The organism is Halopseudomonas sp. Lyrl_26 (genome assembly GCF_051948695.1).
Lineage (GTDB): Bacteria > Pseudomonadota > Gammaproteobacteria > Pseudomonadales > Pseudomonadaceae > Halopseudomonas > Halopseudomonas formosensis.
On sequence record NZ_JAYJLH010000012.1, the window covers coordinates 45,400 to 61,813 of the forward strand.

Below are 16,414 nucleotides of genomic sequence, written 5' to 3' on the forward strand. Positions count from 1 at the left end.
GATATCGCATCATGCCCGTCGGACTTGGCCCACTCCCGACTCTGCACCCGGTTCCCGGCTTTCGCCTGGGTATTGCCTGCGCCGGCATCAAACGTGCCGGGCGCAAGGACGTCGTGGTCATGGAAGCGGCCGAAGGTGCGCGCATGGCCGGGGTATTCACCCGTAACGCCTTCTGTGCTGCCCCGGTGACCCTGTGCAAACAGCATCTGCCCAGCGGTCCGCGCTACCTGCTGGTCAATACCGGCAATGCCAACGCCGGTACCGGCAAGCCGGGCATGGAAGCGGCCCTGCGTACCTGTGAAGCGCTGGCCGGTCTGACCGGTGTCGAGCCGGTACGAGTACTGCCTTTCAGCACCGGCGTCATCGGCGAGCTGCTGCCGGCCGACAAGATAATCGCGGTACTGCCCCAGGCCCTGGCCGATCTGGCCGAAGGTAACTGGGCCCAGGCGGCCGAGGGCATCATGACCACTGACACCCTGCCCAAGGGCGCCAGCCGCCAGATCAGTCTTGGTGGCCGGACAGTGACCGTTACCGGAATCTCCAAGGGTGCCGGCATGATCCGCCCGAACATGGCGACCATGCTGGGTTACGTGGCCACCGACGCCAGGGTAACCCAGCCGGTACTGCAGCATATGCTGCGTCAGGCTGCCGACCTGTCGTTCAACCGCATTACCATCGACGGCGACACCAGCACCAACGATTCCTGCATCCTGATTGCCACCGGCCAGGCGCAGATGGACGAGATCAATGATCTGACCAGTCCCGAATACGCCCAGCTGGCGCGGGCGGTCAACGAGGTCATGCTCGAGCTGGCCCAGGCGATTGTCCGCGACGGCGAAGGGGCGACCAAGTTCGTGACTGTGCGGGTCAACGGCGGTGCCAACCGGGACGAATGCCTGGATGTGGCCTACGCCGTGGCCCACTCGCCGCTGATCAAGACCGCGTTGTTCGCCTCCGACCCCAACTGGGGCCGCATTCTCGCCGCGGTCGGCTATGCCGGCGTGCCCGATCTGGATGTCGAGCGCATTGATGTGTACCTGGACGACGTCTGCATCACCCGCAATGGGGGGCGTGCGCCGGAATACACCGAAGAGCAGGGTGCCCGGGTCATGGCCCAGGAGGAAATCACCATCCGCATCGAACTGGGCCGTGGCAACGTCAGCGAGACGATCTGGACCACCGACCTGTCCCACGAGTACGTGCGCATCAACGCGGAATACCGCACCTGACAGTGGGGGGCGCGGCAGGCGCCCCGTCATTCCGGACAGTTCCCTGCAGCGGGCTCCGCCCGCTGCATCCTCACCCGACCCACCCGATTGATGACCAGTTGCCTGGCCTCGACCCCCGGTTGCCGGGGACACAGGGAAAAGGTACCTGACAGGAAGCCTCCGTTCAGCAGCTCCGATTCGCCCTGGCTGTTGTAGCGCACATAGCCGGTCAGGCTGCCGTTGGCATGGATAACCGCGCCGGCGGGGCCCTCGACCCTGAGCAGGGGGTCGTCCGGATCGTGCTGCCCATTGCGGTCGTCATCCAGAAACACCACCCAGCCATTGGTCCAGCTGCCGTTCACCGGCTGCATCAGCACATGGCGGTTGCGCCGCACGGCCTCGTTGCGGGTGAACTGTACGCTGCGCATCAGCCGGTGGGCTTCGTTGTCCAGGCGCTGTGCGTCGATCATGGTGCCGAAAGCCGGCACGCCGATGGAGAGCAGAATCGCCAGTACCGCCACGGCGACCATGAGTTCGATCAGGGTAAAGCCTCTGTGCCGCATGGCGAGCTCCTCGTTCAGGGGCTACTGCCGTGCTGCCCGATCCTGTTCAGGGCCAAGGCTATAGATACCCCGGGAATCACCCAAGGGCGAGGGACTGAAACTGGGAGAAGGATCACAACCGGGCAGGCCAGCAGGCCTTGCCCGGTTGTGTTTGCATCAGGCGCCGGGACGGCCCTGATCAGGTTTGCTGTAGTCGCAGACGCCCTGGGGGAAGATTTCCTTCAGGCGGTCGACCTGACCCGGTGTGGGCACCCAGCTGCCGTAGGTACCATCGGCCAGGGCGGTGTCCACGGACTTGAGCGTGCACTTGAACACGTTGCCCTCGATGGGGCCGCCCGCGATGATCCGCGAGGTGGTATAGGTGGGGAACTGCTGGGTGCAGGTGCCCGCCGGGCGGTCATCCAGAATCCCATCCCACACATCCGCCCCGGATGCGATCAGCTCGCCCTGGGTATTGAAGCAGCTGTCCACGGCCGCGGCTGGGCGGTTTTCGCCGATGCTGCGGTCGGGGTTGGCGCGAATGTTCATCAGCCACTCGTGCAGTACCTCCAGCGCCATCCAGGTCTGGTCGAACTCGTCCCGGGGTTCCGGCTCCTCGGGATCGTCCAGAATGGTCGGTCGGGCATCGGTGAACCAGATCACCTGATTATCCGAATGTCCCATCCTGTTGCGGATGCGCTGGCGAGCCGAGAAAGACTGGTGGCTGTTGTGCATGTCCAGTACCTCCTCGAGGTAATGGCGCCAGTCGATGATCGGAATATCCAGCTGGCCGTCGAAGACCATGCCCGATTCATAGGCCGCATTGATCGCGATCAGATCACCCTGGGTGCGCGGTGCCGGGGTGACGCCATCCGGACTCAGGTTCATGTTGCGGCTGCTCCAGGGGTCGAACTTGCTCGGATCGGCGAGTACTTCGTCCACGCTGCCGAGGAAGGGGAAGCCTTCCTGCACCATCTCGCTGGGGTGTTTCCAGCCGCCGATCAGCGCATTGACACGGAGAAACTCGTCGGGCGTGATGTTGCCCTCCACCAGTGCCTGCAGGCCGTACTGCACACCGACGTTGTCATACAGGGTGCGCGGGTTGCCGTTCTCGTCGACCCCGTAGATATTGCGCAGGTCGTCGTAATGGCTCCACTGCACGGTATTCATGATGCCCGGCGGCTGCATCTTGTCCTGGTTGGGCGCCTGGCCGAACAGCGGGTTCATCACCAGCGGGGAGAGTCCACGCCAGGCAGGGATGCATTCGGTCATGCCCGGAGCGGTGCTCAACCCCAGCAGACCCTTGGCACCGGCAAAGGGATCAGGGTAGTCCTCGGTGGCATTGAGTCCCACCAGCAGGCGCCGGCTCAGGGTATCGGTCCACAGGGTGTTGTCCTTGTCGGTGACGTCCATGTAGTGCTCAAGCAGCTCGCAGTCGCCGATATGGATGGTCTGGGTCACCATGTCCGGGTAGGAGTACTGCGGTACCCCGGCGTCGATCAACCCGGGATGGTTCTGCGCGTACACATACTGCTGAATGGCACCACCCGAGCCGCCGATGGCCACGGTGTAGTCGGGCATCCCGAAGCGCTTGACGAAGTGCTCCTTGACCATCAGCGCCGTCTCGCCACCCACCTGCAGGTTGTAGTGGGTGCTGGTCCGGTTGCCGGTGGAGTAGATCACCGCGTAGCCCTGGCCCAGCGCTTCGGGGCTGAGTGCCCGGCCGCTCAGGCGCCCCTGGCTGTGACCGATCGCCACGCCGCCCTCGAAGTGATAGAGCAGCCGCCCGTTCCAGTTGTTGGTGGAGGCGGTGTCCGGCGCGTCGCCGAGGTTGGCCAGGGTGGCCATGCTGTAGATGAAGCGGTTGATGGTGCCGACCTCACGGCGGACGATGAAGTCCACCTCGCGGCCGTCGGTCAGAGTGGTGCGTGCCATGTCGGCCGGACGGCTGCCATCGGTCGGCAGATCGCGGTAGGCGCCGCCGGTGGTGCGGTACAGGAAGGTCACCACAGGCTCGATGCTGCAGTCCTTGCTCAGGCCGATCTGCTGCCCGCCTTCGTCCAGGACCGGGAAGCCCATCTCGCCATCGGTGTCCACCAGCGGCTGAATGCCCAGTTCGGATACCGTGGTGCAGACAAAGGGGTACTGATGCGGGCCGGAGAAGATGGGCCCGGTGATGGGGTGGTTGACCAGCTCCAGCTGATCCAGACGGCCGCTGCGGCTGTGTTGCAGCTCCAGCTGGTTGTCACCCAGTTCCAGACCCTCGATCAGGATCTCCAGCTGGTTGTTGCGGGTCCGCACCAGGGCTGGTGTGACTTCCTGGTCGTTGACCCAGAACTCCAGCTGCTCGAGCTCTTTCTCGATGACGGCCGGATCACCCTCGATGGTAACCAGCACATTACCGCCGCTGACCTGGTCCGGTGCACTCGAGAGTACCGCCAGGCTCAGGTCAGGTCTTGACTGGTTCTTGCTGCTGGAGCCGCCTGATCCACTCAGGCATCCGGTCAGGGCGATCGCTAGCAGGCCGGCCGCACAAGGCAGCCAGTAGCACTTTGCAGGTTTCATGGTGGCTTGCTCCATCTTCTTATTATGGAAATCTGATCCTATGCCCACCCCAGAAGCGAAAACAGGTACAGATTGCGGTATCTGACTGAAACAGAACCGCTGCCTGAGGAGTCTGTTTGAGTCAGTTGGCAGTAACTGTGCCTGTTAAAGCCTTGCCGACTTTTCTAGGCTGGCTCGACAACAACAAGAGAAGAGGGACCGAGCCATGCGTCATATCTATCTCGCCGTTGCTACGGCGTGCGGGGCACTGCTGCTTCAGGGCTGTCTGAGTTCAGGCGGGTCGAGCAGTTCGCGGCCAGTGGAGACCGAAAAGGTCGATCTCAGCGACTTTGATGTGGAGTCGGCCGCGTACTGCGACCATACCGTGCTCGGCCATTGTCTGTATCCATTCCCCAACAACCTGTTTACCCGGGAAGACGGTTCCACACCGACCGGACTTCGGATCGACTTCGATATCCGCGCCATGCCGGTTGCACAACCGGTGGACATGCCCGCCTCGCCGGACAACACCCGCTTCGTGCCGATCCGGACAACGGAAGCCACACCTATCGAGCCGACCCAGTGGAACCGCAATGATGGTTTCTCACCTGGATCCATGCTGCTGGCACATCTGCCGGGCATCGATCTGGAGCGGACCGGCGCCGTGCGTATCACGGACATCGAGCCCTCGCTGGATCCTGACGCCCCCGTTCTGGTCATCAACGCATCGACGCTCGAGCGGCAGCTGATATGGGTCGAGCTGGACGCCAACAATACCGACCCGGCGGAGCAGGCGCTTATCATCCGGCCAGCACGGAATTTTGAAGAGGGCAACCGCTATATCGCAGTGGTCCGCAATGCTCGAGATGCCGAGGGTGAGTTGCTGCCGGTCAATGAACTGTTTCGGGCCTATCGTGACGGCATCGATACCGGAGAGCCGGTGTTCGAGGCGCGCCGCGAGGCGATGGAAGATGTCTTTGCCATCCTGGAGCAGGCGGGTGTGGAGCGCGGGGAACTGACTCTGGCCTGGGATTTCACCATCGCCAGTCAGCAGTCGCTCACCGAACGTCTGCTGGCAAGCCGTGATGACGCCTTCGCCCGCCTGGCCGGAGCCAGCCCGAGCTTCCGCATCACCGAGGTGCGTGATAACCCGGCCAGCGGCCTCAGTCGCAACATCAAGGGCACCTTTGATGTACCCAACTACCTCAATCAGACCGGTGGTGGGGTGGGGGCGACCTTCAACTACGCCAGTGATGATCCCGATGCATTGCCGCAGACCCTGGGTGAAGACGTGGTGCGTGCCGGTTTCCGCTGCCAGATTCCCCTGGCGACAACCGACTTCGCGCAAGCCGATGTGCAGACTGCCAGAGCGGCCATCTACGGTCACGGCCTGTTCGGCGAAAGCTCATACAATATCAGTGGGGGCGAATTCGGCAGCAGCAACGTGCGGGCCATGCAGAGCGAACATAACATCATGTTCTGCGCTACCGACTGGATAGGCATGTCCCAGGAGGACATTCTGGCCGGCAATATCCATCAGATCATGGCTGACCTGACCGGCCTGCCACGGCAGCTGGATCGCAGCCAGCAGGGCTTGCTGAACTTCATGTTTCTGGCCGAACTCATGCAGCACCCGGATGGCTTCGCCTCCGCTGACGAATTCCGCCATCAGGGCCAGCTGGTCTATGATCCGACCGAGGTGTTCTACGACGGTAACAGCCAGGGTGGCATTCTGGGTGGCGCCCTGATTGCCACCGCGCCCAACCTCCATCGTGGCGTGCTGGGGGTACCGGGGAGCAACTACAGTCTGCTGCTGCGCCGCTACGGCCCCTTCGAGCAGCGTTTTGCCCCCGTCCTCTATGCCGCCTATCCCGATGGACTGGATCAGTCGCTCAATTTCGCGTTGATGCAGATGCTCTGGGACCGGGCGGAGAACAACGGTTATCTCAGTCATCTGGCGGGTCGTCATCTGCCGAATACACCGGCGGACAAGCATGTGCTGCTGCATGTGGCGCTGGGGGACTTCCAGGTGACCCAGTGGAGTGCGGAAGTGATGGCGCGCACCATAGGCGCTGCAGTACATGAGCCCACGGCCAGGCTTGGCGAAAGTCCCGACAGCAACCCGCTGTTCGCGATCCCGCGGATCGAGCAGTATCCTCACCATGGTCATGGGATGATGATATGGGACTCCGGTGCCAAGGTGGAACGCGACGGCGGAGGCTGGAGCGGCAATGATTTCCCGCCCACCATTAACAAGGGCCCTGGCGCCGACTTTGGCAACGACCCGCACAGTTCGCCGCGCAGCACGGTGGCAGCGCGTCAGCAGAAGTCCGCCTTCATGCAGCGCGATGGCGCGGTGACGGACGTCTGTGGCGACGCACCCTGCTACAGCGACGATTACACCGGCGTGTCCCGTTTACCCTAGTGTTCTGCGATCGGTCCCTCTACCCGGGGGGCCGATCGATACCTGGCCAGCTCGCCGAGGCGGGCCACCGCCTTCAACAGCGGCGTATCCACGGGACTGCCCACATTCAGCCGCAGGCAATGGGCGTACTGCTGACTCGGGGAAAACACGCTGCCCGGGAAGATATGGATGCCGGCCCGCAGAGCATCTTCAAACAGAATCTCGGTATTCATGTGGGAGGGTAGCTCGACCCAGAGAACACAACCCCCGCTGGGCTGGTGAACCCGCGTACCCGCGGGGAAACAGCGCAGCACCACCTCGCGGACCTGCTGTGCCTGTTTCGCCAGCTGCAGGCGCAGTGTACTCAGGTGCTGGGCGTAAAAGCCGCTTTCCATCAGCCTGGCCATGAGCAGCTGGGGAGCGGAAGCGGTAGTGATGCTGCTTACCAGCTTGAGTTCACGCAGCCGGTGATGGAAACGCCCCGGTGCTACCCAGCCAAGACGGATGCCGGGCATCAGGGACTTGGAGAACGAGTGACAGTACACCACCATGCCCGCCTGATCATAGGCCTTGGCCGGCATGGCGCCTTCGGTATAGAGCGTGTCACCCCAGACGTCATTTTCGATCACGGGAATACCGTGTCGGCTGGCCAGCTCTACCAGCTTGAGCTTGTTCTGTTCCGGCATGGAGAAGCCCAGCGGGTTCTGCGCGTTGGCGGAGATGATGCAGGCTGAAACCCGGCGATGCTTGAAGGCCTGCTCCAGGGTGGAGAGGCAGATCCCGCGTTCCGGACAGGTCGGGATCTCCAGCACCTTGCGACGCAGGACTTCCAGTGCCAGCAGGGTTCCGTAATAGGTGGGGGACTCGACGGCCACCGTATCCCCTGGTCTGGTGACGGTACGCAATGCCAGGTCAATGGCTTCCATGCAACCGTTGGTGATGATGACGTCGTCCTGGGATATCGGGTTGGGGTAATGGAGGCTGCGCCGCGCCAACTGCAGGGTGAAGCGCTGATGCCCCTGTGGATGGCTGTAATCCCAGACATCCCGGGCCTGGCGCCGGGTAATGTCACGCAGGGTGGTCATGATCCGTTCCATGGGCATCAGCCGGGGGTGGGGCAGGGCAATGCCCAGATGCACCAGATCGGCCTGATGATGGGGTTCCATGTAATGGAGGATGTCGTCGCTCAGGGAGATTTCCACGGGAAGCGGGTCGAAGTCCGTGGAGCCGTGCAAGCCTGCAGGGGGCGATGCCGCCACGAAGGTGCCGGATCTGGCGCGCACCTCGATATAGTTCTCCTGCTCCAGCTGCCGCAGGCACTGAATGATGGTGTTGACGCTGGTATTGAACAGCCGGCTCAGATTGCGAACTGAGGGCAACCGCTGCCCCGGCCTGTAACTGCCGCCCTCGATATGACGACGCAGTTGCAGACTGATACTTTCATAAAGATAAAGATCCTGATCCAGCAAGGGTCAGTCCCTCTCGAGGTAGTGATTATTGTTGTTCCTCTGAGGTGATCAGTATAACGGCTTTAAGCCATTACTCCAGAATGGGGTCGCGCCGCCCTGGAGCGGATCTGTACTGCTGGCGCTCAGGTCCGGCGCTCCAGCAGCACTCCGGCTTCCATGTGGTGGGTATAGGGGAACTGGTCGAACAGGGCGCAGCGGGTGATGCGATGGCTGGCCTGAAGCTCGGCGATGTTGGCCGCCAGGGTCTCCGGATTGCAGGAAATGTACAGGATGCGGTTGTAGCCCTTGACCAGTTCCAGGGTGCCCGGATCCAGGCCAGCCCGGGGCGGGTCGACGAAGACGGTGCCGAACTGGTAGCCGCTCAGGTCGACACCCTGCAGTCGGCGGAACTCGCGCACGCCGGTCAGCGCCTGGGTTACCTCTTCACTTGCAAGGCGCACCAGGGTGACATTCTCTACCTGATTGTCAGCGATGTTCTCCAGCGCCGAGCGTACCGAGCTCTTGGACAGCTCTGTGGCCAGTACCCGGCGAAAGCGGGTAGACAGCGGCAGGGTGAAGTTGCCGTTGCCGCAGTACAGCTCCAGCAGGTCATCGGTATTGTGCCCGGCGGCCTCCAGCGCCCAGCTGAGCATATGCTGGTTGACCATGCCGTTGGGCTGGGTGAAGCCGCCCTCGACCTGCTGGTAACGCCAGGTGCGGCCATCCACCTGCAGCTCCTCGATTACATGATCGCGCGCCAGCACCCGGCGGCGCCCACGGCTGCGGCCGATCAGCAGTATGTTCAGCTGCTCTGCGAGTTTCCTGGCAGCCTGATCCCACTGCTCATCAATCGGGCGGTGGTAGCAGAGGGTGACCAGGGCCTCGCCGGACAGCGTGGTGAGAAACTCCACCTGGAACAGTTTGCGACCCAGCTCGGGGTCAGCCTTGCAGGCCTCCAGCAGAGGCATCATCAGCTCGTTGATGCGGCGGCTGGCAATCGGCAGCTCCTCGATCAGGATCGGCTGGCGGTTATTGCCCGGCTCGAACATGGCGTAGTGTGGCTGGCCATCCTGATACCACAGGCGGAACTCGGCACGCAGACGGAAATGCTCCCGGGGCGAGGCAAACACCGCCGGCTCGGGGGCTGAGAAGGGCGCGAGCAGTTCTGTCAGTCGCTCGCGCTTGGCCGCCAGTTGCTGCTCGTACCCGGCCGGATCAAAGCTCACCCCCATCAGCTGAAGAACCCGAGCTTGACGATGAACAGGGCAGACAGCACGTAGAGGCTGGGATTGAGATCACGCCAGCGACCGGACAGCAGCTTGATCGCGGTCCAGGTAATGAAGCCCAGGGCAATGCCGTTGGCGATGGAGAAGGTCAGGGGCATCATCAGCGCCGTTACCACCACCGGGGCGGCTTCGGTCAGGTCTTCCCAGTTCACCTGAACCAGGCCGCTGGTCATCAGTACGGCAACGAAGAACAGTGCCGGTGCGGTGGCAAAAGCCGGGACCGCGCCGGCCAGCGGCGACAGGAACAGACTCAGCAGGAACAGGGCGGCCACTACGCAGGCGGTCAGACCGGTACGGCCACCGACAGCGGTGCCCGCGGCGGATTCGACGTAGCTGGTGGTGGTGGATGTGCCCAGCAGGGAGCCGAACATGGTGGCAGTGCTGTCGGCCATCAGGGCGCGGCCCAGACGCGGCAGCTTGCCGTCCTTGTCCACCAGATCGGCCTTCTGGGCCACACCGATCAGGGTGCCCGAGGTGTCGAACAGGTCGACGAACAGGAAGGCGAAGATCACCGCGACCAGCCCCACGTCCAGCGCTCCGCGGATATCCAGTTCGAGGAAGGTGGGTGCCAGGCTCGGCGGTGTGGAAACGAAGCCGGTGGTCTGGCTCAGCCCCAGCAGCAGGCTGATGCCGGTAATCACCAGGATGCCGATCATGACCGCGCCGGTTACCTGATGGTAGGCCAGAGCCACGATCAGCATGAAGCCCAGGGCGGCCAGAATGGGGCCGGCCTGAGTCAGGTCCCCTGCGCTCACCAGGGTGGCCGGGTTGTCCACGACGATGCCCGCGCTCTTCAGGGCGATCAGAGCCAGGAACAGGCCGATGCCTGCGGCAATCGCCGAGCGCAGCGGCATGGGAATGCTGTTGATCACCCATTCACGGACGCGGAAGATGCTCAGTATGAAGAACAGGAAGCCCGAGACGAATACCGCACCCAGGGCGACCTGCCAGCTGTAGCCCATGGAGCCGACCACGGTGTAGCTGAAAAAGGCGTTCAGACCCATGCCCGGAGCCAGGGCGATGGGATAGTTGGCCCAGGCGCCCATGATCAGCGAGCCCAGGGCGGCCGCCAGACAGGTGGCGACGAAGGCGGCGCCCGGATCGATACCGGCGTCGGCCATCATCATGGGGTTGACGAAAATGATATAGGCCATGGTCAGGAAGGTGGTCACACCGGCAAGGATCTCGGTGCGGACGTTGGTGCCATGGGCCTTGAGTTGAAACAGCTTTTCCAGCATGGGGAAGGTCTCGGTAGAGGGGCCGAAAAGCGTGCCATTCTAGCCTATCTGCCGGGCCCACGCAGCATCTTTGGTTGCCGCGGCGGTGGTGTGCGGCAGGAGAGGCCGGGATGACCGCCGGAGGGACGCCATCGGGCAACCCGCAGGTGAATTTTCGGTGATCTTGTGTCAGGCTTGTCGGTCATTTTTCAGGAGAGCAGCCATGACCCACACCTTTGAAACCGACGAACAGCGCGTCAGCTACGGCATTGGCCGGCAGATGGGTGATCAGCTGCTGTCGAGCCACATTCCGGATCTGAGCGTCGAGCTGGTTCTGGCCGGCCTGCACGACGCCTACACCCAACAGCCCAGTCAGGTGGATGACGCTGCCATGCAGGCTGCCTTCCAGACCCTGCAGGCCAAGATGCAGGCGCTGGCGGAAGAATCCGCCCGCGCTGCAGGCAAGGCCGGTCAGGAGTTCCTCGAGCGCAACAGCAGTCGCGAAGGCGTGATCACGCTGCCGTCCGGTCTGCAGTATGAGGTGATCAGCGAAGGCACCGGCGCCACTCCGACTGCCAGCTCTACCGTCCGTACCCACTACGAAGGCACCCTGATCAGTGGTGAGGTATTTGACAGCTCCTACAAGCGCGGCCAACCCGCCGAGTTCCCGGTAGGCGGCGTTATCGCCGGCTGGACCGAAGCACTGCAATTGATGAAGGAAGGTGCCAAATGGCGCCTCTACATCCCCGCGGATCTGGCCTACGGCGGCCGCGCCGCCGGCAGCATCCCGCCGCACAGCACCCTGATCTTCGACATCGAACTGCTCAAGGTCCTGTAACGGCTCGGCCCCATCGCACCGAGGGCGGTGCTCCTACAATCGAGCCTGCCACCCCATCCGGTAGGAGCACCCGCCCCGGGTGCGAACCCCCACCGGCGGCACCGGAGTTGCCGGCACGTCCCAATCGCACCGAGGGCGGTGCTCCTACGGAGTGCGCAAGGCAGACGGATATTCGCTGTAGGAGCACCCGCCCCCGGGTGCGAAGGGGCGGTGAGGGGTAACTCAGAACTGGCGATCTACCGCAAAGCGGGCCAGCTGTTCGAGGGCGTCACGGTAGACGGAGGGGGGCAGGGCCTGCAGCAGGTTGCATGCTTCATCCGCATACTGGCGGGCAAGGTTGGCGGTGTATTCCAGCGCGCCGCTGGCTTCCACGGCCTCGCGGATGATATTGATGTCTTCCACGCCGCCTTTCTGAATGGCCCGGCGCACCAGCGCCGCCTGCTCATCGGTGCCTTCACGCATGGTATAGATCAGCGGCAGGGTCGCCTTGCCTTCGGCAAGATCGTCGCCGACGTTCTTGCCCATGGCCTCGGCATCGCCGGTGTAGTCCAGCAGGTCATCCACCAGCTGGAAGGCGATACCCAGGGCATCGCCGTAGCGGCGCAGGGCTTCCTGCTGTGGGGCGGGCGCATCGGCCAGGATGGCGGCGGTATGGGTGGAGGCCTCGAACAGCATGGCCGTCTTGCTGCGGATCACTTCCATATAGGTGGCTTCGTCGGTGCTGGCATCACGCACCTTCGACAATTGCAGCACTTCGCCTTCGGCGATCACGTTGGTGGCGCTGGCCAGCACCCGCATGATGCGCATGTCGTCGAGCTCGACCATCAGCTCGAATGAGCGGGAATAGAGAAAATCACCCACCAGGACGCTGGCGGCATTGCCCCAGAGTGCGTTGGCGGTGGAGCGGCCCCGGCGCAGCTCGGAAGTGTCGACCACGTCGTCGTGCAGCAGGGTAGAGGTATGCATGAACTCGATGATAGCCGCCAGGGTATGCGGGCGGGCATCGGTCAGACCGCAGGCGCGGGCACCGAGCAGCACCACCAGCGGACGCAGGCGCTTGCCGCCGGCGCTGATGATGTAGCTGCCGATCTTCTCGACCAGCGGAACACGAGAGTGCAGCTGGCGCATGATCAGCTGATTGACAGCTTCGAAATCGTCGGTAACCGCGGTATAAAAAGGCAGGGTGGTCATCTACTGCACACTTTCGGAATGGATGCGCGGCATGCTAGGCGGCGGCTGGCGTACTGTCAAGGAAGGCCCCTGCCGGCGCGGCGCTGTCCGGCTGATTTTGAAGGGTGATTGGCATTGCTTTTCATCCAGCTTGTCGGTAGAATCCCCGGCCCTGAAAACCCGATTTACAGCATCCCTGTTTTGACAATGGCAAGCTCGGGCCCGATAGGCGGGTTCACTTGCAGCCATGCCGGCCACTAACTACTACTACCAAGCGCCGGGTGAGCAGGATTACGGAGAAAGCAACATGTACGCAGTAATTGTTACTGGTGGTAAGCAGTACAAGGTCGCCGAAGGCGAATACCTGAGAGTAGAGAAGCTGGAAGCCGAAACCGGCTCCACTATCGAGTTCGATCGCGTACTGCTGGTCGGTAACGGTGATGACGTCACCATCGGTGCACCCGTTGTTGAAGGTGCCAAGGTGACTGCTGAAGTCAGTGCTCATGGTCGTGGCGACAAGGTCCGCATCATCAAGTTCAAGCGCCGCAAGCACCACATGAAGCGCATGGGCCACCGTCAGTGGTACACCGAAATCAAGATCACTGGCATCTCTGCCTAAGTATTGAGGAGTAAGAACTCATGGCACACAAAAAAGCAGGCGGTTCCACACGTAACGGTCGCGACTCAGAAGCCAAACGACTTGGTGTGAAACTGTACGGTGGTCAGCAAGCTACTGCCGGCAACATCATCGTTCGTCAGCGCGGCACCCAGTTCCACGCTGGCAAGAACGTTGGCATGGGCAAGGATCACACTCTGTTCGCCAAGGCTGACGGCGTGATCAAGTTCGAAGTCAAGGGTGAGTTCAACCGTCGCTACGTGAGTGTCGTAGCCGGCTGAAGCCAAACCTGATCCAGAAAGCCCTGTCTTGCGACGGGGCTTTTTTGTTTGTAGCGTAGGTCTTTCCTTCCAACCCCTCATGAGGGGGAGCAATATGAAATTCGTAGATGAAGTGTCCATTACCGTCAAAGCCGGTGATGGTGGCAATGGTTGCATGAGTTTCCGCCGGGAAAAGTTCATTCCCAAGGGCGGTCCTGACGGTGGTGATGGTGGTGATGGCGGCTCCATCTATCTGGAAGCCGATCCCAACCTCAACACCCTGGTCGACTACCGCTATACCCGCCGGTTCAACGCCCAGCGGGGCGAGAACGGTCGCGGCTCCGATTGCACCGGCGCCAAGGGCGAAGACATGGTGCTGCGCGTTCCTGTGGGCACCACTGTGGTGGATGCCGGAACCCAGGAGATCATCGGTGACCTGACCGAGCCCGGTCAGCGGCTGCTGGTGGCCCAGGGCGGATTCCATGGTCTGGGCAATACCCGCTTCAAGTCCAGTGTGAACCGTGCTCCGCGCCAGACCACCCAGGGCAGCCTGGGCGAACTGCGCGACCTGAAGCTGGAGCTCAAGGTGCTGGCGGACGTGGGGCTGCTGGGTCTGCCCAACGCCGGCAAGAGCACCTTCATCCGCGCTGTATCGGCCGCCAAGCCCAAGGTGGCGGACTATCCCTTCACCACCATGGTGCCCAACCTGGGTGTGGTGGATGTGGGTCAGATGCGCAGTTTCGTCATTGCTGACATCCCCGGGGTGATTGCCGGTGCCGCCGAAGGCGCGGGCCTGGGCACAAGATTTCTCAAGCACCTGTCGCGTACCCGGTTGCTGCTGCATCTGGTGGACATGGCGCCGCTGGACCAGAGCGATCCGGTCGAGGCCGTTGAAACCATCGTTCACGAGCTGGGCAAGTTCAGTCCGGCCCTGACCCTGCGCGAGCGCTGGCTGGTACTCAACAAGTGTGACCAGCTGCTGGAAGACGAGCAGCAGGCGATCCTCGACGACGTGGTCGAGCGTTTGGAGTGGGAAGGTCCGGTATTCGTTATCTCTGCATCCGAACGTCAGGGTACGGACGAGCTGGCCAAGGCCGTGATGAACTGGCTGGACGAGCGCGAACTGCGCATGCAGGAGGACGAGGAATATGCCGCCGAGGTGGCCGAACTCGACCGGCGTATCGAGGAAGAGGCGCGTGCGCACATCCAGGAGCTGGATGACCGCAAGGCGCGGCGCAAGGCCGGCATCAGCGACGACGAAGACGATGACTTCGACGACGAGGATGACGAGGATGGTCCGGAAATTATCTACGTTCGCTGAGCGGAGTTGAGATTGCATGCGTGACAAGGTGACTGCCGCCCGGCGGTGGGTGATCAAGATCGGCAGTGCGTTGCTGACCGGGAATGGCAAGGGGCTGGATCGCCAGGCCATTGCCGTCTGGGTCAGGCAGATGGCGGCATTGCGGGAAAGTGGTGTGGATGTGGTGCTGGTGTCCTCCGGTGCGGTGGCCGCCGGCATGACCCGTCTGGGCTGGAGCGAGCGACCCAAGAGCATCCATCAGCTGCAGGCCGCTGCCGCGGTGGGGCAGATGGATCTGGTGCAGGCCTGGGAAAGCAGTTTCGAGGAATTCGGGCTGACTACTGCCCAGGTATTGCTCACCCACGACGACCTCTCTGATCGCAAGCGCTACCTCAACGCCCGCAGCACCCTGCGCAGCCTGCTGGATCTCGGCGTCATTCCCGTCATCAACGAGAACGACACCGTGGTTACCGACGAGATCCGCTTCGGCGACAACGACACCCTGGGCGCGCTGGTCACCAACCTGGTCGAGGCTGATCTGCTGGTGATACTGACTGATCGCGACGGCCTGTATACCGCCGACCCGCGGAGCAATCCGGATGCCCAGCTGATCAGCAATGCCATGGCGGACGATCCCAAGCTCGACGCCATGGCAGGCGGCTCAGCCGGTACGCTCGGGCGCGGCGGCATGCAGACCAAGCTGCGCGCTGCTCGCCTGGCGGCCCGTTCAGGGGCGAGCACCATCATTGTTGGTGGCAGCATCGAGCGGGTGATCGACCGGCTCAAGGCGGGCGAGGAGCTGGGAACCCTGCTGCTGCCGGAGAAAGGCATGCTGGCTGCACGCAAGCAGTGGCTGGCCGGCCATCTGCAGACCCGGGGGCGACTGGTGGTCGATGATGGCGCAGTACGGGCGCTGCAGAGTGGGCGCTCCAGTCTGCTGCCGGTCGGCGTCAAGGCGGTGGAAGGCAACTTCCGGCGCGGCGAGATGGTGGTCTGCGCCGCCATGGATGGCCGCGAAATCGCCCGCGGCCTGGTCAACTACGGCGCCCAGGAAGCAGCAAAGATTGTCGGCCAGCCCAGCGAGGCCATCGCCGGCATTCTCGGCTATGTCGACGAGCCCGAGCTGGTGCACCGGGATAACCTGGTGCTGGTGTAGGCGCTGGTTTTAAACCCCTTCGCACCCGAGGCGGGTGCTCCTACAGCAGGGTCGGTTTTCGCTTATATATCTGTGTAGGAGCACCGCCCTCGGTGCGAACGGGGTTATCGGCAACTCCGCCGCCGCCGGCTAATATTCGCACCCGGGGCGGGTGCTCCTACAGCGGGTCCGGTCTTCTCTGATATGTCTGTGTAGGAGCACCGCCCTCGGTGCGAACGGGGTTATCGGCAACTCCGCCGCTGCCGGCTAATATTCGCACCCGGGGCGGGTGCTCCTACAGCGGGTCCGGTCTTCTCTGATATGTCTGTGTAGGAGCACCGCCCTCGGTGCGAACGGGGTTATCGGCAACACCGCCACTGCCCGCTGACATTCGCATCCGGGTCGGGGGCTCCTACAGCAGGGTCGGTTTTCGCTGATATATCTGT

The 16,414-nt window shown here is 62.8% G+C and carries 13 protein-coding genes; 7 read left to right on the top strand and 6 right to left on the bottom strand.

What is annotated here, in order from left to right; all coding sequences use genetic code 11:
• Positions 1-11 precede the first annotated feature (11 nt).
• Positions 12-1,229, top strand: coding sequence for a bifunctional glutamate N-acetyltransferase/amino-acid acetyltransferase ArgJ (argJ, locus tag VF673_RS12660; protein WP_090540512.1), 1,218 nt, complete (start codon positions 12-14; stop codon positions 1,227-1,229).
• Positions 1,230-1,255: 26 nt separating this feature from the next.
• Here argJ and VF673_RS12665 read toward each other — a convergent pair whose 3' ends face one another.
• Both VF673_RS12665 and VF673_RS12670 read right to left on the bottom strand, forming a co-directional pair.
• Positions 1,256-1,771 carry a GspH/FimT family pseudopilin gene (locus VF673_RS12665; protein WP_440292221.1) on the bottom strand — a complete coding sequence of 172 codons (516 nt, stop codon included), beginning with the start codon at positions 1,769-1,771 and terminating at the stop codon, positions 1,256-1,258.
• A gap of 156 nt (positions 1,772-1,927) precedes the next feature.
• A complete protein-coding gene (locus tag VF673_RS12670) occupies positions 1,928-4,315 on the bottom strand; it encodes a DUF6351 family protein (RefSeq protein ID WP_440292222.1) in 2,388 nt (795 codons plus the stop codon).
• A 205-nt stretch (positions 4,316-4,520) separates the two neighbouring features.
• Between VF673_RS12670 and VF673_RS12675 the strand changes: the two genes are divergently transcribed.
• Positions 4,521-6,719: a hypothetical protein gene (locus VF673_RS12675; RefSeq protein WP_440292223.1), complete on the top strand. Its 2,199-nt coding sequence runs from the start codon at positions 4,521-4,523 to the stop codon at positions 6,717-6,719.
• On the opposite strand, the gene VF673_RS12680 is transcribed toward VF673_RS12675, so the two are convergent.
• From VF673_RS12680 to VF673_RS12690, 3 genes are all read right to left on the bottom strand, one after another.
• Positions 6,716-8,167: a PLP-dependent aminotransferase family protein gene (locus tag VF673_RS12680; protein ID WP_440292224.1), complete on the bottom strand. Its 1,452-nt coding sequence runs from the start codon at positions 8,165-8,167 to the stop codon at positions 6,716-6,718. The two genes, VF673_RS12675 and VF673_RS12680, sit on opposite strands and share 4 nt — an antisense overlap.
• Positions 8,168-8,289: 122 nt before the next feature.
• On the bottom strand, positions 8,290-9,378 hold the full coding sequence (trmA, locus tag VF673_RS12685; protein ID WP_440292225.1) for a tRNA (uridine(54)-C5)-methyltransferase TrmA: 1,089 nt from the start codon (positions 9,376-9,378) through the stop codon (positions 8,290-8,292).
• Positions 9,378-10,670, bottom strand: coding sequence for an NCS2 family permease (locus tag VF673_RS12690; RefSeq protein WP_440292226.1), 1,293 nt, complete (start codon positions 10,668-10,670; stop codon positions 9,378-9,380). The genes trmA and VF673_RS12690 overlap by 1 nt, the downstream gene beginning before the upstream one ends.
• A gap of 202 nt (positions 10,671-10,872) precedes the next feature.
• Here VF673_RS12690 and VF673_RS12695 point away from each other — a divergent pair, with 202 nt between their 5' ends.
• Positions 10,873-11,487 (top strand): FKBP-type peptidyl-prolyl cis-trans isomerase, encoded by a 615-nt coding sequence (locus VF673_RS12695; RefSeq protein WP_440292227.1) that lies wholly within the window; start codon positions 10,873-10,875, stop codon positions 11,485-11,487.
• A gap of 222 nt (positions 11,488-11,709) precedes the next feature.
• Here the strand turns inward: VF673_RS12695 and VF673_RS12700 are convergent, their stop codons facing one another.
• Positions 11,710-12,678, bottom strand: coding sequence for a polyprenyl synthetase family protein (locus VF673_RS12700; RefSeq protein WP_090540500.1), 969 nt, complete (start codon positions 12,676-12,678; stop codon positions 11,710-11,712).
• Between the two features lie 286 nt (positions 12,679-12,964).
• Between VF673_RS12700 and rplU the strand changes: the two genes are divergently transcribed.
• From rplU to proB, 4 genes are all read left to right on the top strand, one after another.
• Complete coding sequence (rplU, locus tag VF673_RS12705; RefSeq protein WP_090540499.1) at positions 12,965-13,276, top strand: 50S ribosomal protein L21; 312 nt, start codon at positions 12,965-12,967, stop codon at positions 13,274-13,276.
• A gap of 20 nt (positions 13,277-13,296) precedes the next feature.
• Positions 13,297-13,554 carry a 50S ribosomal protein L27 gene (gene rpmA / locus VF673_RS12710; RefSeq protein ID WP_090540497.1) on the top strand — a complete coding sequence of 86 codons (258 nt, stop codon included), beginning with the start codon at positions 13,297-13,299 and terminating at the stop codon, positions 13,552-13,554.
• A gap of 94 nt (positions 13,555-13,648) precedes the next feature.
• On the top strand, positions 13,649-14,854 hold the full coding sequence (gene cgtA / locus VF673_RS12715) for an Obg family GTPase CgtA (protein WP_440292228.1): 1,206 nt from the start codon (positions 13,649-13,651) through the stop codon (positions 14,852-14,854).
• Between the two features lie 16 nt (positions 14,855-14,870).
• Positions 14,871-15,989 (top strand): glutamate 5-kinase, encoded by a 1,119-nt coding sequence (gene proB, locus VF673_RS12720; RefSeq protein WP_440292229.1) that lies wholly within the window; start codon positions 14,871-14,873, stop codon positions 15,987-15,989.
• Positions 15,990-16,414: the final 425 nt, after the last annotated feature.

What these genes read in the sequence shown, in the direction of transcription:
- argJ (WP_090540512.1), top strand. Translation starts at nt 12, where the DNA reads ATGCCCGTCGGACTTGGCCCACTCCCGACTCTGCACCCGGTTCCCGGC.
- VF673_RS12665 (WP_440292221.1), bottom strand. Translation starts at nt 1,771, where the DNA reads ATGCGGCACAGAGGCTTTACCCTGATCGAACTCATGGTCGCCGTGGCG.
- VF673_RS12670 (WP_440292222.1), bottom strand. Translation starts at nt 4,315, where the DNA reads ATGAAACCTGCAAAGTGCTACTGGCTGCCTTGTGCGGCCGGCCTGCTA.
- VF673_RS12675 (WP_440292223.1), top strand. Translation starts at nt 4,521, where the DNA reads ATGCGTCATATCTATCTCGCCGTTGCTACGGCGTGCGGGGCACTGCTG.
- trmA (WP_440292225.1), bottom strand. Translation starts at nt 9,378, where the DNA reads ATGGGGGTGAGCTTTGATCCGGCCGGGTACGAGCAGCAACTGGCGGCC.
- VF673_RS12690 (WP_440292226.1), bottom strand. Translation starts at nt 10,670, where the DNA reads ATGCTGGAAAAGCTGTTTCAACTCAAGGCCCATGGCACCAACGTCCGC.
- VF673_RS12695 (WP_440292227.1), top strand. Translation starts at nt 10,873, where the DNA reads ATGACCCACACCTTTGAAACCGACGAACAGCGCGTCAGCTACGGCATT.
- VF673_RS12700 (WP_090540500.1), bottom strand. Translation starts at nt 12,678, where the DNA reads ATGACCACCCTGCCTTTTTATACCGCGGTTACCGACGATTTCGAAGCT.
- rplU (WP_090540499.1), top strand. Translation starts at nt 12,965, where the DNA reads ATGTACGCAGTAATTGTTACTGGTGGTAAGCAGTACAAGGTCGCCGAA.
- rpmA (WP_090540497.1), top strand. Translation starts at nt 13,297, where the DNA reads ATGGCACACAAAAAAGCAGGCGGTTCCACACGTAACGGTCGCGACTCA.
- cgtA (WP_440292228.1), top strand. Translation starts at nt 13,649, where the DNA reads ATGAAATTCGTAGATGAAGTGTCCATTACCGTCAAAGCCGGTGATGGT.
- proB (WP_440292229.1), top strand. Translation starts at nt 14,871, where the DNA reads ATGCGTGACAAGGTGACTGCCGCCCGGCGGTGGGTGATCAAGATCGGC.